The 16,167-nt window shown below is 45.5% G+C and carries 13 protein-coding genes; 10 read left to right on the top strand and 3 right to left on the bottom strand.

Annotation, left to right across the window (positions count from 1 at the left end; all coding sequences use genetic code 11):
* Positions 1–7: 7 nt before the first annotated feature.
* On the bottom strand, positions 8–892 hold the full coding sequence (gene ispA / locus LU351_RS18565) for a (2E,6E)-farnesyl diphosphate synthase (protein WP_232595598.1): 885 nt from the start codon (positions 890–892) through the stop codon (positions 8–10).
* 116 nt (positions 893–1,008) lie between these two features.
* The gene (locus tag LU351_RS18570; protein WP_232595599.1) at positions 1,009–1,245 is read right to left on the bottom strand and encodes an exodeoxyribonuclease VII small subunit; all 237 of its coding nucleotides are present in this window, start codon (positions 1,243–1,245) and stop codon (positions 1,009–1,011) included.
* A 529-nt stretch (positions 1,246–1,774) separates the two neighbouring features.
* On the opposite strand from LU351_RS18570, the gene pomA reads away from it, so the two are divergent.
* The 8 genes from pomA to LU351_RS18610 all read left to right on the top strand — a co-directional run bounded on the left by pomA (position 1,775) and on the right by LU351_RS18610 (position 13,167).
* On the top strand, positions 1,775–2,536 hold the full coding sequence (pomA, locus tag LU351_RS18575; protein WP_232595609.1) for a flagellar motor protein PomA: 762 nt from the start codon (positions 1,775–1,777) through the stop codon (positions 2,534–2,536).
* 35 nt (positions 2,537–2,571) lie between these two features.
* Entirely contained in the window at positions 2,572–3,564 is a 993-nt protein-coding gene (locus LU351_RS18580) for a flagellar motor protein MotB (protein ID WP_232595600.1), read from the top strand.
* Between the two features lie 179 nt (positions 3,565–3,743).
* A complete protein-coding gene (locus LU351_RS18585) occupies positions 3,744–4,418 on the top strand; it encodes a hypothetical protein (RefSeq protein WP_232595601.1) in 675 nt (224 codons plus the stop codon).
* 696 nt (positions 4,419–5,114) lie between these two features.
* Positions 5,115–5,678 carry an HNH endonuclease gene (locus LU351_RS18590; protein WP_232595602.1) on the top strand — a complete coding sequence of 188 codons (564 nt, stop codon included), beginning with the start codon at positions 5,115–5,117 and terminating at the stop codon, positions 5,676–5,678.
* 229 nt (positions 5,679–5,907) lie between these two features.
* Positions 5,908–8,238: a CHASE domain-containing protein gene (locus LU351_RS18595; RefSeq protein WP_232595603.1), complete on the top strand. Its 2,331-nt coding sequence runs from the start codon at positions 5,908–5,910 to the stop codon at positions 8,236–8,238.
* Positions 8,239–8,283: 45 nt separating this feature from the next.
* Positions 8,284–10,188 carry a putative bifunctional diguanylate cyclase/phosphodiesterase gene (locus LU351_RS18600; protein ID WP_232595604.1) on the top strand — a complete coding sequence of 635 codons (1,905 nt, stop codon included), beginning with the start codon at positions 8,284–8,286 and terminating at the stop codon, positions 10,186–10,188.
* 287 nt (positions 10,189–10,475) lie between these two features.
* Entirely contained in the window at positions 10,476–11,279 is an 804-nt protein-coding gene (locus LU351_RS18605; RefSeq protein WP_232595605.1) for a TatD family hydrolase, read from the top strand.
* A gap of 145 nt (positions 11,280–11,424) precedes the next feature.
* On the top strand, positions 11,425–13,167 hold the full coding sequence (locus LU351_RS18610) for an aminotransferase class V-fold PLP-dependent enzyme (protein ID WP_232595606.1): 1,743 nt from the start codon (positions 11,425–11,427) through the stop codon (positions 13,165–13,167).
* A 16-nt stretch (positions 13,168–13,183) separates the two neighbouring features.
* Here the strand turns inward: LU351_RS18610 and tcdA are convergent, their stop codons facing one another.
* Positions 13,184–14,002, bottom strand: coding sequence for a tRNA cyclic N6-threonylcarbamoyladenosine(37) synthase TcdA (gene tcdA / locus LU351_RS18615; protein WP_232595607.1), 819 nt, complete (start codon positions 14,000–14,002; stop codon positions 13,184–13,186).
* A 207-nt stretch (positions 14,003–14,209) separates the two neighbouring features.
* Here tcdA and LU351_RS18620 point away from each other — a divergent pair, with 207 nt between their 5' ends.
* On the top strand, positions 14,210–15,382 hold the full coding sequence (locus LU351_RS18620) for a DUF6607 family protein (protein ID WP_232595608.1): 1,173 nt from the start codon (positions 14,210–14,212) through the stop codon (positions 15,380–15,382).
* A 205-nt stretch (positions 15,383–15,587) separates the two neighbouring features.
* Positions 15,588–16,167 (top strand): transposase (locus tag LU351_RS18625; RefSeq protein WP_232592392.1); only part of this gene is annotated, 580 nt, incomplete at its 3' end.

The following is a 16,167-nucleotide window of genomic DNA, read 5'->3' on the forward strand; positions in this document are numbered from 1 at the left end:
TCGCCTCTCAAAAGGCACGCTGGATGATGTACCCGGAGAGGTGCCTTAAATAATCTGCCCGATAGTCAAATCCTGCCAAATGATTGAGTGCCGCTTCATGGAGCTCTTTTGTCAGACGCTGTGCGCCTCTTAGCCCTAATAGCGAGACAAACGTAGGCTTGTTCAAGGCGGCGTCTGCCCCTTGGGGTTTACCCAGTGTTTCGGTGTCTGTGGTGACATCCAATACATCGTCTTGAACCTGAAAAGCTAAACCAATGGCATTGGCATAGCCTGTTAAAGCGTCTAATTGGTTTTCAGAAGCACGGCAGGCCAATGCGCCACAACGAACACTGGCCTTGATTAAGGCGCCTGTTTTGTGGGCATGCATACGCTCTAGCGCGTCTCGTGTTAGGGATTGATTTATCGCGGCAAGGTCAATAGCTTGTCCTAATACCATGCCTTGGTGGCCGGAGGCTTGGGTAATTTCATGAAGAATTCGCAGTTGGAGTGAGGCATCCACTGCTTGCGGAGTAGAGAGTTTCTCGAAAGCCAGAGTTTGCAGGGCATCCCCGGCAAGAATTGCATTGGCTTCGCCAAATTTCACATGACAAGTTGGTTGACCACGTCGTAGGTCATCATCATCCATGGCGGGTAAATCGTCATGAATCAAACTGTAGGCGTGAATGCATTCGATGCTGGCAGCAATGGTATCAAGGTAGCCTCTATCTTCATTGCCAATGGCTTCTGCAGCAGCATAAACCAGCATTGGGCGTACTCGTTTGCCACCGTTGAGTGCGCTGTAGCGCATGGCATCTAATAGCAGTGATGGATGCGTTTCTTCTGAGGAAAGTAAGAAGTGCTCCAGGGTGTTTTGTACCCGGCTTTGAGAGTCTTTAGAAAATTGTTCGAACAACTTGGTTACGCCCGATTATTGGTTACGCTCGATTAAAAGGATGGTGTATTTTGTTGAGTCACGCTCTTATAAGACGCCAATCAATGCCGATTATCCTTCTTCGACGGTGTTTCGCGTTACTCGTCTGTGGGAAATTCTTGTAGTTGCAATTCGCCTTGGCTGGCAATGAGTTGTTGCACTTTTTGCTCTGCGTCTGCCAGTGTTTTTTGGCAATCCCGTGTTAATTTAATTCCATTTTCAAATACCTTAAGTGACTCCTCTAACGATAAATCACCGGTTTCCAGCTTCTCAATGAGTTGCTCTAATTCCGTGAGCGCAGATTCAAAATCCTGAGATTTTTTTCTGGCTGCCATAGGTCATGCCCCCGTGAACAAATTGGTTACTGGTCTTCATGATTATCTCATTCTCCAGTGCTGGAGTTTTGCGGTCATTTTTAGAGCAGTGGAGCCGCCATCAGCCTTGGTGAGAGAGTTATTCGATGAGAGAAAAACATCATTGGCGCAACCATACTTAACGCGCCGGTGGCGGTCAATCTCTCAAAACGGATGAGCTTGTTTGAGAATGAGAATACGGGTCTAACACAGCGCCATTAGGTTATGAGTAATTAAACGCTACACTCTCTTAGTAGTAGATGATCTGTGCGCTGGCCACAAGGTTGTTCTTTAAGGCCGACCTTTGCGCATGACATTTTTTCTAATGTGAATGTCGATTTGGCCGATAGATTTCAAAATATTAGATCTTTTGAATAAATAGTATTAGATCTTCTGAATAAATAATATTAGGTGTTCTGAATAAATAGTTATTCTGATCGATGCCCCGACAGACGATTAACTCAAAAGAGTCTCTGAGAAAGGGCGTTTGAGAATGTGTAAGGAGTAAATGGTGGATTTAGCAACACTGGTTGGTTTATTGGGAGCGATGGGTTTAATTATCGTGACCATGTTGATGAGCGGCAGTTTGGGCATGTTCGTGAATGCGCCTTCGTTGGTCATTGTGGTCGGCGGCAGTATTTTCGCGGTGATGGCTAAGTTTGGGCTGGGGCAGTTTCTTGGTGCGATGAAAGTGGCAGGCAAAAGCTTTAAAGGGGGGGGGACCGATACCGCTGCTTTAATTGAAGAGATTGTTGGTCTGGCAGATGCAGCACGCAAAGGCGGATTGTTGTCTTTGGAAGGGAAAGAAGTTGGCAATGAGTTTTTGCAAAAAGGTATCCAACTTCTGGTGGATGGACATGACCCGGATGTGGTGAAAACCCTTCTCTCGAAAGACCGCACTCTTGCCGAAGACCGACATGCCGTGGGTGCTCAGATATTCAAAGACATGACCGCGATGGCACCGGCGATGGGAATGATCGGGACATTGATTGGTTTGGTGGCCATGTTAGCGAACATGGATGACCCTAAGTCCATTGGGCCTGCCATGGCGGTTGCGCTATTGACCACCCTATACGGTGCCGTGATGGCAAATGGTTTAACAGACCCGATTGCAGCCAAGTTGAATTTAAGGGCTAATGAAGAGGCGATGATTAAAAATTTGATCATTGATGCATTATTGGCCATTCAAGCAGGACAAAACCCCCGAGTGATTGATGGGATGTTGAAAACGTATTTACCGGAAGGCAAGCGAGATGTGGCTGGTGATGAATAATTATCTAGACGGTTTCATCGACGGAGGCCTCCAGTATGGATGAAGCAGAAGCGAAATGCGATTGCGAAGAAGGGCTGCCTGCATGGATGGGTACCTTTGCGGATTTAATGTCGCTGTTGATGTGCTTTTTCGTTTTGTTACTGTCGTTTTCAGAAATGGATGCCATGAAGTTTAAGCGTTTGGCGGGCTCGATGGCGCAAGCTTTTGGGGTGCAGAATAAATTGAATGTGGACGATCCTCCCAAAGGAACCAGTATTATTGCTCAAGAGTTCAGCCCAGGCATTCCTGAACCCACTCCTATTAATGAAATTTTTCAAAGCACCGATGACTTTACCGAAATGAGTTTAGAGGTGGATTGCCAAGAGCAATACGATGTGGAGCAAGGGGACGTCGACAGTGAAGCCGGTGTGAAGGTTCGTATTAAGCAGGAGCTTGAAAAGCTCATCCAAAAAGCGGAAAACGTAGCGCAAGATCGAGCCACCGAATTGGCCCGAGCGCTGCAGACGCAAATTATTAATGGCGAGATGGAAATCGAAACTCGCGGCCGGAATATTATTATTCGTATCCGTGAAAAGGGTTCTTTCAAAAGCGGTTCTGCAGAATTGGTTGGCAATTATGGTGAGGTACTGGCGGATGTACGAAAAGTATTGGCGGGCACGGCCGGTACTATTTCAGTAGAAGGACACACGGACAGCTTACCCATTCAAACTGCACGCTTTCGTTCTAATTTTGAATTGTCATCGTCACGAGCGGTATCCGTGGCGATGGAATTAATGAGTGGGGCAGAGTTGGGTCGAGATCGTTTTGAAGTAACAGGGTATGCCGATACAAAACCATTAATGAGTAATGAAACGCCCGATGGTCGATCACGAAATCGTCGGGTAGAAATTGTTGTACGACAAAGTTTGGATAATACCTTATCAGAAGAAGACAAAGCATTATTGAAAACAGAGGGCAGTGATATTTTGCGGGAGTTAGATATAGAGCCGGAATATTTATTTGAACTAGCGCCGGATGAAATTTTTTGATACTGCTTGTGGGTATGATTTTTTAGCCGTCGCTATTTAGCTTTATTTATTTCGCTGTATTGATTAAGCGCTGCCAATTCAAGTGAAGGTCAAGACACGTATTTTATGAAAAGTTCTATGAAAAAAGCGGGTTCCACTGAAGTAAGTATGATGATAAATAAAACGATTGAGTTGTAAAAATGATGAGTAACCAAGAAGATCGGCGCCGTTTTTTTCGAATTGATGATACGCTAGGTGTTGCCTATACCAAGATGAATGAAACAGAAAATATTCCCGATGCGAAGCAACAAAACGATCTTTTTCGCCAACTGGCCAGCTATGATCGTGTACTTGCAGAGCAACTCAGTGTATTGCAAACCCGTGATCCAGTCGTGGCAAAAATCCTAGATGCCTTGAACCAAAAATTGATTGCAGTGGTCAATCAATTAGAGATGGATAATTATTTAGTGCGCTCTCTGGTGCATAAAGCTCGAGAAGTGAATGTCAGTGCGTGCGGGATGGCGTTTTACACTGAAGATACCTTACAACAAGGGGATCATTTGCATTTGGAGTTGGCGTTATTGCCCAGTAATACCATCGTATCCACTATGGCTAAAGTGGTTGATGTGGTGGATCATCCGGTTGCAGGCGAGTCTATGGCAGGGGAGTTGATGGTAGGTGAGTCAGTAGTAGGGGAACGGGGAGCCAACGAGAATCGTTATGTACGAATGGACTTTTTTGCCATGAACACCCAAGACCAAGAACTGCTTATTCAACATCTGGTGAAGCGTCAGGGCCAGAAAATTCGGGAAGGCTGGGATACGTCAGGGGGCAGTTTGCCTCAAAGTTCGTCACCAGAAGACAGACCTTCTTGAATTTAGGAATTTCTCTGATCGTAGTGCCATAAGCTAAGTAACAAAGTAGTGCCATAAGCTAAGTAACAAATAAGTAAAAGCGATGAATAGAATGTCACGGTACTGTCATTGGTGGCCGCTAACCTAGTCGCCAATAAGAAAGACTCTCTGATGCCCGGTTTTGGTGCCTTATATGGTCTATAGTAAAAACAAGTGAGTATGAAACAATAAGAGTGAAAATAGTGTCAGTCCACTGAATATAGTGTCAGTCCACTGAATATAGTGTCAGTCCATTAAAAATAGCGTCAGTCCATTGATGATGCATCAGAGGTAGGCCGCTTTCATAGAGATAACGAAATATTATCCCCTTCAGTACGGTTTCATTAAGTACACCCCTTTGATCTCTTTTCTTCAGCAGGTCCACCGGTCTGTCCGCCGATGGTTTTCAACTCAAAGCCATCATTCTACAAGGTGTTATTCTTTCTTTTCCTTTCGCGCATTACCTAATTTACACCCATTACCGACTATGTTGTGGGTAATTATGTTGTGGGTAATTATGTTATGGGTAGTACATACCCTTATTTTTTATCAACTGATGACGTTTATTGCTGGCAAATTGCTGGGCAGTGCTCGAACCGTGGTATTGGCGGGGGTCGTTCTCAATCAATATCGGTGCTGTGTAGTCTGCTGGTTTCACGCACAAGAGGAACAGGTACGATGGAACCTCGAATACTGAGATTGAATGCCCATGGGCAACCTCTGGAGTGGTTGCACTGGAAACAGGCGACCTGCCTGTATTCTCGAGATATGATTTGTTGGACGCTGGGAGATGTTGTTAAGGCTGTGAAGGGCGGGTATTCGCGCTTTACGGGATTGCAATCGATGATTGAATTGCCCTCCATCATTGCTTGTCATGGTAAGACGCTACAACCCAAAAACACCATTCCACCGCTCACTAACTCCGCATTATTTGCTCGCGATAATTATCAATGTATGTACTGTGGTGGGGATTTCGATTTCACCGATCTATCTCGTGATCACGTTATTCCCATTTCTCGAGGCGGCAAAGATCGCTGGCAAAATGTTGTGACTGCCTGTAAGCGCTGCAATCAGCGCAAGAGTAACTACCTTTTGTCTGAAATCAACATGGAGCTAATAGCCTTACCTTTTCGTCCCAATGCCGCTGAATATCTAGCACTGATCAATAATGATCGTATTCGTGGGGATCAGATGGAGTTTTTAAGCTCGCAGTTCTCTCGAAATTCTCGCATTCGCTTTTGAAAATGTGTCATTGAAGAGCATCTATCAGTGCATGAAAGGGATTCAATGGCGATTGCGGGCTTGAGTGGATTCTTGGCATTGCGTACATAGGGATTGTGTGACATGTCATTTACTTTGGAGTAAACCTCAATATCAGTGGCCTCCAAAGCGTTCCTTTACTAAAAAAAATAGCATCTATACTGAACGTATTTCCCTATAACGTATTCCTCTATATAGGTAAGGCGCGTTCATGGCTAAAGTTGCTCCTTCGATAATCATTACCCTTATGCAGCAATGTGTGGTAGTGCTTTCGCTGGCGGGCATCTTCTTGCTTGGGTTTTATTGGCAGCACATTAATAGCTGGCACTGGGCTTTGAATATTGTGCCTGCACTTGCTATTGCTATCTGGGTTGCATTTGGGGTGAGGTTGTTGCCAGCCATTGCCTTGGGGTTGGTTTTTGCGAGTATTGTTGCCTATTCAGAGGTGGGGGTAGATGGCGCTGCGCTTGGGGTACTTATCGTACTGCTTTTCTTTCTACTTCATATTTCCGTGGCAGTATTTTTACTCCATCAATTGAATATCCAATCCAGTTTATTGAAAGCACGCGACTGTTTACGGTTGTTGTTTGTTGTGATTCCTTTGGTGTCTCTTTTTGATGTTGTCTCCTCGATGGTGCAGGACTGGCTATTGGGTGCCCATATCAACCTTTCTTTAAATAATAGTGTTCTGATGTCCAAAGGTGACAGCCTAGGGGTTTGGGCCAGCAGCGTTTTGGGTGGGCAGCTGGCGCTACCGTTGTTGTTAAATATCTTTCATCGAGAGGTTAAACGGGATCATCGTGGTGGTCTTTTTTTGGGTGGGGTGCTGACGATTATTGTTATTTGTGTTTGCATCCAGTGGGTTTATGCGCTGCAAAGAGAGCGTCTTATGCTGGAATTTCAGCGTTCAGTGGATGAAATAGGTCAGTCGTTTACTCGGACGTTATTGATGGTTGAGTCCTCTTTGATTGCTACCAAGGCGTTAATGCAGGCAAACCCTGAGGTGTCTGAGGAAAAATTTGGACGCTTTTTCGGAGAAATTATAGGCGTGTATCCCGGTATTCAAGGTATTGCCTGGTTACCATTGGTACAACATCAGGATCGTAAGGCGTTTGAAAGTCGTTTGGATCGAACCAATGCCGATCACCCTTTTATTCATTATCGCTCCGAGGTTCAGGTGCATTTGGCGCCGAAGCGCGAAACCTATCTGCCCATTTTGTATTGGAATGCCCTGTTTTTTTCAGACGATTTTAGAGGATATGACCCCACTCATCGGGCCGATTGGCGTGAGCTAATAGAGATGAGTGAGCAGTCTAACTCTACGATTGCGACCACCAAGACCTCACTGGAGTCTTCACGGGTAGCAAACAGTATCTACTTGGTGAGTTCGGTGTATGGGAGTGATGTGGCGACATTGAGTACGCCCCGTTCGATCATGGGGGTGGTCATGGGCATGGTGGATGTGGACATCATGGTGGATGGCCAGCTTACGGATACTCAAATGGAAAGCTTTCAATTGTCATTAATCGATAATGGCAGTGATTCGGCGGCTCGTGTCCCAGAACGGCTTTTGTATCGGAATAATGCCACGCCCGTGCCAGGGTTTGTGCATTTATATACGCTGAATTTTGGGGGGCGGACATACCATCTCGTTGCCCAACCGTCACCCCTATATTTTCAAAATTTGGAGTACAGAGATGTCTCCTTTCTATTCTTAGTGGTGATCTTATTCGGCGGTACTACCATGGGTTTAGTGTGTTTATTCACGGGTAATGATCAATTGCACCAGAAGTTGGTGGAGGATAAGACCGCTCACCTTTCTGATTCGCTCCGTCTGGCTCAAGAATCGTCCAGTCGAAAAAGTCAGTTTATTGCTATGGTCAGCAATGAATTTCGAACCCCATTGAATACCATCATTCGTCTTAGCTCCCGTGCTCTAACAAAAAATATTGAAAAGCTCTCGGCACAGGATGTGGATGGGTTAAATTCCGTGAAGCGTAATGCCGACCGACTACTGGATATGGTGGGTGATATTATTGATGTCATCAGTCTCGACCAAGCTAACGCTTCGCCTTACCGCGATGATGTGGTTATTGAAGAGCTATTGAATGAAGTATCACGTTGGTGCAAGCCGGTATCAGATGAAAAAAAAATTGGGTTTTCAACCCGTATGGAAGCCTCAACCGCTTATGCACGATGTGATAAACGGTTGATCCGGCAGGCATTGAGTAATTTAGTGATGAATGCAATACAAAGAACCGATACAGGCTCGGTGGAAATTGTGGTAGATCGAATTAAAGAGCAGCAATGGATGTTGCGTTTTTTGGTCCATGACACCGGTGCCTCGATGGAAGTTGAGCAGCTTGGGCAATTATTTGTCCCCTTTTGCAGTAGTAAAGATCATGAGAATTTGGATGATCACAATGGTCTTGGCCTACTATTAGTGAAAGAGATTGCTAAACATCATGGTGGTGATGTGTTTGTCGATAGCTCGGATGAGTCGGGGAATACCTTTGGTTTTGCCATACCTGCCAGTGGTTAAAACGAATACATTGTAAACGAGTAGGTTGTAAAGATAGGAGATAAAGTGCATAAGCGGCTGATCAGGCAGTTACGGCGCTTTGGATTAAACCCTAAAGATGCGGGTATCGATACGGATATCCGTGAGCTGTACAGTGTAATTTCGGAAACCTATAGTGAGTACGATGAAGCATTAGATATGCTTCGTTCAACCATTGAGTTATCGTCAAATGAGCTAATTTCTCGTAGTCGACAATTGCGTCAGCACTTAGTGGAGTTGGATGAAGCGCGTAGTGAAGCAGAAAACTCACGCTCTGTACTGGCCACGACATTTAATGCTATTGGAGAAGCGATTTTGGCTGTGGATGGCAGTGGCCGTGTTCGCCATGCCAATCATTTAGCTGAACAGTTGTTTGATAGCAATCATCTTCAGAGTCGGCAAGTCGACAATTTACTGATTCGCAAGTTAGCCAAGCGAATGGATCAACCCAAGCGTTTATTTAAAACGCTTCGTGTGTTAAAAAAAGACCCATCCAAGCGTTATTTTGGTTATTTACAATTGTTGGATGGTCGTCATATTGAATGTCACTCCATACCGGAATATTTCGAAAATATTGTGACTGGCCGGGTTTGGAGTTTTCGGGACATCACGGGTTATAAACAAGCCGAAGCCGATAACATGCATCGTGTTTTTCACGATGAGTTAACCAATCTTCCTAATCGCTTATTATTAAAAGAACGCATCGAGCACAGCATCAAATTATGCGCTCGTGAAAATACCATGATGGCGGTATTGTTTATTGATCTAGATGGGTTTAAGCGTATTAACGATGCAGAGGGGCATACGGCTGGGGATGGCTTGCTCAAAGAAATTGCACTAAGACTCGAAGGGATTATTCGAGATCAAGATACCTTGGCCCGACTCACCAGTGATGAATTTGTCATACTGCAAGAGGCCGTTACCAGTCAACATTCTGTGCGACAATTATGCAAGCGTATTCATGACAGTATTGCTTATCCTATTGAATTGGGAGAAAAATCTTTTCATATTACCTGTTGTGTCGGCATCAGTATTTATCCTCGCGATGATAATGACCCAGATGCGCTTTTGAGAAAAGCGGATATGGCGATGTATCGGGCAAAAGAAATGGGACGCTCTTGTGTTCAGTTTTACAGTGATTCCATGGAACGTTATGCCATTTATCAAGTGGAAATGCAGCGAAAGCTTTTTGTTGCCCTCGAGCAGGGTTTATTAACACTGTATTTTCAACCTGAAATTGATGTGAAAACCGGAGAGGTGATACAGCTCGAAGCCTTGGTGCGTTGGATTAACCCGGATGGCTCGATGATCTCGCCAGCAGAGTTTATTCCCATGGCAGAAAAAATGGGCATGATCAACAATATTGGTGATTACATTTTGAATGAGGCTTGCGCTCATATCCGGCGATGGAATCAGCAAGGGTATGATCGCGTTGTTGTGGCGGTGAATTTGTCTGTTCGAGAGTTTCAGCAAACCGATTTTATCGAGAAAGTGAAGAATACGATTTTAAGCCATGGAATTTCAGCGCGATCGTTAGTGTTTGAGATTACCGAATCAGTGTTTATGGAAGACATGGAGCGTGTGTTGAAAGTTATGCATGAGTTTAAGCGTTTTGGCATTCGATTTGCGGTTGATGATTTTGGTACGGGATTTTCGTCATTCAGTTATCTTCAGAAGTTACCCGTTGACTTCTTAAAAATTGATCGCAGTCTTGTGCAAAGTGTGGTGCAAGGGGTAAAAGAATCTGCTGTCGTCGAATGCATTGTTGATATTGGACGACATTTGCAAATGAAAGTGGTGGCAGAAGGCATTGAAGACGAGGTGACATTGTTGCATTTAGAACGGTTAAATTGTGATTATGCACAGGGTTTTTTCATTTGCCGCCCACAACCTGCTGAAGAAATGGAGCCATGGTTATCGCGTTTGCGGTAACTTTTCTTACGCTGTATTTTCCTTTCTGTTTCGCTGTGTATTTCCTTTATTTGTCTTTTTAATTGTTGTTACATGTTAATTATTATTACATGAATTCACGCTAATATGAGCTTGAAAAGTCTTTGTGTTTGAGAGCTTGATGAATAAAGAGTAGTGCATAAAAGAGCAGTGCATAAAGAGTAGCTCATAGAGCTGGGTGAAATAAAAATGTAAGACAGAAAAGATCGAATACTGAGACTCTAGAATCACAAGACTTTTGAATAATCAGACTCTGGAATAACGAGATTGTGGAATACATTGATAGCCATTGCCATTTGGATTTTGAGCCTTTGCAACCGGTGGAGCAAACCATTACCGCTGCACGAAATGCAGGGGTATCGGAGTTCATTGTGCCGGGTGTTTCACCAGGCGAGTGGTCATCGTTGCAGTCATTATCCAGTGAGTTTGATTGTATTCATTGTGCATTTGGTGTACATCCTTGGTGGATTAAGCAGTGCCTATTGGAAAAACATTCTCTTAGCATGGTTGAAAAAACGCTAGCTAGGTTGGTAACAGAGCCTTATTGTTTGGCGGTGGGTGAGACGGGGTTAGATGGTAAAGCAGATACCCCCATGACGGAGCAATTGCAGTGGTTTGAAGCCCATGTCCGCTTAGCCTGCGAGGCGAAAAAGCCATTAATAATTCACGCGGTAAACGAACACCCAAGAATACAAAAAGTTTTAAAGCGTTACCGTCCTCCTTGTGGTGGCGTCATTCATGGGTTTTCTGGCAGTTATGAGTTGGGTGCAAGCTATTGGAAAATGGGCTTTTATTTAGGGGTTGGAGGAACGATTACTTACCCTCGTGCCAATAAAACCCGAAATGCGGTTTCTCGATTACCTCTTGAGTGCTTGTTGCTGGAAACTGATTCACCGGATATGCCGTTAAATGGTCGACAGGGTGAAACTAATTATCCACAATTTCTTCCCTTGGTAGCGGAAGAATTGGCCTCGTTGAGGGGTGTTGCCGTGGAAGAGGTTGCACTTCAGACATCCGAAAATGCGCGTTGTTTATTTGCTTTGCCAATCAGAGAGCCTGTTAAGGAGCCTTGAGAGTCAATCTTGAAAGTCAATAAAGATAAAGGAAACACGCCACTCGTTTTTTCGTCTTTGTTTTAGCCAATTGTTGTTTTAATCAATTGTTGTTTTAATGGGTATTGGTTTCAGTTAATGGTTGTTATATTTAATGGTTGCTTCAATGACCACTGCCCCTTTTTCGACCCATGCTCAATTGCGAGCACAGTTTCCGCTATTCCAAACTCCTGAAAATCAATCGTTGGTTTATCTCGACAATGCTGCCACCACGCAAAAACCTCAGCAGGTAATAGAGGCCATTTCAGATTTTTATCGACATTCCAACAGTAATGCCCATCGTTCCAGCCATCGTTTAGGTCGTGTTGCCACTCATGCTTTGGAGCACAGTCGCAACAGCATGGCGGTATTTTTAAACGCACAACAACCGGAAGAAATTATTTTTACGCGAGGGGCGACAGAGGCGCTTAATTTATTGGCGTTTAGTTTGTGTGCCGAGTTAGTGCCGGGCGATGAGGTTTTGCTTACGCAAGCAGAGCATCATGCGAATTTGGTTCCTTGGCAAATGGCAGCGAAACGCAATGGGCTTAATTTAGTGTTTTTGCCCTCGAATCAGGGCATTCCCTGTTTTGAGCGCTTAGGAGAGTACCTTACGGACAGAACACGCATTGTCTCTGTTACGGCGGCCTCCAATGCACTAGGGTTTTTATCACCTCTGTCGCTTATTGAGCAGACGCTGGTGAGTTCCGGTCGCCGCGATCAGCTTCATTGGGTGTTGGACGGAACACAATACACGGCGCATAAATCGGTTGATGTGCAAACTTTTGGCTGTGATTTTTGGGTATGTGCTCCCCATAAGTTTTATGGGCCTACGGGGGTGGGGGTGCTTTGGGGGCGTTATCGGCATCTCAAAGCAATGCACCCTTGGCAAGGGGGAGGGGAAATGATTCGAGAGGTGACGTTACAGAGCAGCACCTATGCAGAGCCGCCTCATCGCTTTGAACCCGGTACGGCGTCTTTGGCCGATATTGCCGCTTTAGCGGCGTGTGTGGAATTTTGGCAACGTTTAGACAGAGGTTGGTTGTGGCAGCACGAGCAGGCTTTATTCCAGCGGTTGTATTCCGGTTTAAGTGCCCGACCTGAGCTCAATGTTTTATCGCCTTGGCAAGACAATGTGGGTGTCATCAGTGTGCATAGCGATCAAATTCATTTAGCTGATTTGGGTCATTGGCTGGATGAGTGTGAAGTGGCTTGCCGTGTTGGCCATCACTGTACACAACCGCTGATGGCGTCATTGGGTGTCTCTCATACCTTACGTTTTTCCATCGGTGCGTATAACTGCGACAACGACATTGATCGAGCGTTAACCGCTGTGGATGATTTCTTTGCCTCTAGTGATCAACGAATGGCGTCCGTTGCGCTACCGCTGACCACCGCCTTAATGTCCACACTCTCTACTCAGGCAGAGGCGCCAAGCAGCAGTGAAGACACCGTGTGTTTTGAAGCGCCTGATTTATCGTTATGCAGTGTGGAGGCTTTAAAAGCCGAGCGCCAATGGCAGCGACGGTATCGATTATTGTTAAAGTGGGCGGCGCGAGTTCCTCATCAGCCTGAAATTCGCTGCGATGAGTATCGAGTGGAGGGGTGCGAGTCGGCGGCGTGGTTAGTGGCTCAACTCCAAGACAAGCGATTTTATTTTTATCTGGACAGTGATTCTAATGTGGTCAAAGGGTTGGGTGTGCTCTTACTGATGTTAGTTCAGGGGCAAACTGCCGAGACCATTCGGTTATTGCCGATCAAGGCCATTTTTTCTGACTTAGGGCTAGAAAAACACCTCAGCCCTTCCCGCTCTAACGGTTTTTGGGCGTTATGGAATCGCATTCAGTTAATGGTTAATGACCACCCATAATCAATCTAGTGTTAATTTACTTCTCTTGTGTTTTTTGATCTTCCCGTGCTTGTTTAATAAGAAAACGATCAATCACCCGAGAAGCGGCCACAAAACCAAAGGTGCCGGTAATCATGGTGGCGGCACCAAAGCCACCGGCACAATCCAATTTGACCCCATCGCTCATGCCGCTGGCGCTGTAACATATTTCTCCGTCGCCATCTGGGTACACCATTTGTTCGGTGGAATAAATCGCCTCCACCGAAAATACACGCTTGGTATTGCGAGAAAAATGATGACAGCGTCGCAGTTGGTTGCGTGTTTTTGCCAATAAGGGGTCGTTCGTGGTGCGGCTTAAATCGCCACTGCCAACAAGACGTGGGTCGCGTTTGCCACCGGCAGAACCTACTGTCACCATGGGAATTTTACGCCGTTTACAGTGAGCAATAACGGCGGCTTTGGCATGGGCGGCATCAATGGCGTCCACGACGGCATCTTGATCTGTAATGATCTCATGAACATTTTCCGGTTCGATAAAATCACTCACTTCAATGATGTTTATTTCAGGGTTAATACCGCGTAGCCGGTCTGCCATGATGGTGGTTTTGCTGGAACCAATAGTACTCGCAAGAGTGTGGATTTGGCGGTTGGTGTTGGTGACACAGATGTCATCGAGGTCGACCAAAGTGAGTGTGCCTACACCAGAGCGGGCTAAGGCTTCGGCTACCCAAGTGCCCACACCGCCAATACCCAGTACGACCATATGGGCTTTGGCCAGTCGTTGTAGATTCATTTCTCCATACAGCCGTGCGATACCGCCAAACCGTTGCTGGTAACTGGTTGTGAATTCGCTCATTGGTGGCCTCTTGGATCAAATTTTCGTATAACGAATCAATAAAAACGGGCGCCGATTATAGGTGAGCATCCACGTAGGTCAAATTACCGTTGGCGTATTATTGCTAGGGCGCTGTAAACAAGTGAAACTCATTTAAAAATGGTCTTAAGGGGGCTGTTTCTCATGCTGTTTACATTGATTCATTTTCAACAAGGTAGGTACTGGGTTATGGGTAATCACGGCGTGGCCGGAGTGATAAGGGGGTTGATCTCGGTAACCGTGATGGTCGGGCTGATTTTTGGGGGGCTTTATGCGTTTCCTGCCTTTGCTTATGACGGCTCGAAAAAAGAGAAAGCTAGCGAGTGTGCTCAGAGATTTACCTTCAGTTGGCCGATTTCAGATGATTGTTCCATGAACCCCCGTGGTGGCACCACAAAAGGGGCTCCTGTGACGTTGGATATGGACCGCTCCCCTCAGTGGCAAGCGCTACAGTCGAAAAATATTTCCACTTTCGAGCGGGATCGTCGCGCCATCTTGGCCATGGCAGGCCCATATCGAACCACATTCGATTTTTTAGAGACGGTACAGTACCAGGCCCCTAAAAAGTCGGTACAACCCTATCAATCTTGGGGCACAGAATACGTTTATGTAATTGCCGATGAAGGCGATTTTATTTCTCTGCAGCACATGATGGTGATGGTCTTTGTGCAAGAAGACGGTGCGCTTTCTGAGCCCATGGTGATGAAGCATTGGCGTCAAGATTGGCGTTTTGAAGACTCTGAGCTTCTGGAATACCAAGGCGATAATACCTGGAAAACATCGCGTCGCTCGCCCATTGATGTGAAAGGGCATTGGAGTCAAGCCGTCTTTCAGGTGGACGATTCCCCCCGTTATGAGGCTATTGGTCAGTGGGAGCACAATGCTAGCTTTAGCTCATGGAAGAGTACAAAAACCTGGCGACCTTTACCTAGACGTGAATCTAGCGTGCGTAATGACTATCAAGTGTTGGAAGGCTTTAATCGACATACCGTCATGGCCACGGGGTGGGTTCAAGAAGAAGAGAATCTGAAGCGGGTCAGTGTTAGCACAGGCAGTGAATATATCGCAAAAGAGCAGGGGGTGGCCCGATACGAGCGCATCAAGGGGTTTGATTTTTCGGCTGGCGCAAACTACATGGCGCTTGCAGGTCAGTTTTGGGCGGACGTACGTGCGGTATGGGCCGATAAAATCAAACAACACCCCACCTTGGCGTTGACCAAAACCGTCGAGGGCCAAGCGTTATTTATGCCGCTATTTCAATATGCACAAAGCGTCATGACTCGCGGCCAGTACTCCAGCAAAGAAGGAAAACGTTACGCCGAAGAAACCATTGAGCGGTATTTAATAACCACAGGGCGCTAATGGACTTTTACATGGGTAAAAGCGAGATAGTCTCTTTCTATCGTCTTACTATCGCCTTATTCATCTTTACCTGGGGAGTTGCGGCATAAACTTTCCGTCATAGAGGCATAACATAAGAGCGTGAGCTATATAGATAAGGGCACCTCTAAAAATAGCCCAACTTTGATATAATCTCACTGTTCAAAAATTTCAAGAGTTTCCTTCTATGTCTCAGCCCGGCTTTTTTGATTTAGATGACAGGTATCGCAAGTTAGATGAAAAAGATCCATTAGTTCATCTCAACAAACTGATATTTTGGGAAGCCTTTCGTCCGACCTTAAAGGAAATACGAAAGTCGAACCGAAAAAGCAATGCGGGTCGTAAAGCCTATGACGAGCTTCTGATGTTCAAAGTACTCGTACTTCAGCACTTATACAATGTATCCGATGATCAGATAGAGTACCAAATACGGGACCGCTATTCTTTTTGCCGGTTTTTAGGTCTGACTCCATCGGACAAGGTGCCTGATGCCAAGACAGTGTGGCTGTTTAGAGAAAACCTAGTCAAAGCTGGTTTAATGAAGCGTTTGTTTTTTACTTTTGATGTTCAATTAGAGGAACACGGTTTTCAAGCAAGAAAAGGTCAAATAGTGGATGCGAGTTTTGTCGATGTTCCCAGGCAGCGCAATAAAAAGGAAGAAAACAAACAGATAAAACGCGGTGAAACGCCTGATCGTTTTGAAAAGAATCCGAACGTTGGCGCTCAAAAAGATACGGATGCCCGCTGGGCGAAGAAGAACCAAGAGA

Origin of the sequence: Marinibactrum halimedae (assembly GCF_021234875.1) — a bacterium.
GTDB classification, from domain to species: Bacteria; Pseudomonadota; Gammaproteobacteria; order Pseudomonadales; family Cellvibrionaceae; genus Marinibactrum; species Marinibactrum halimedae.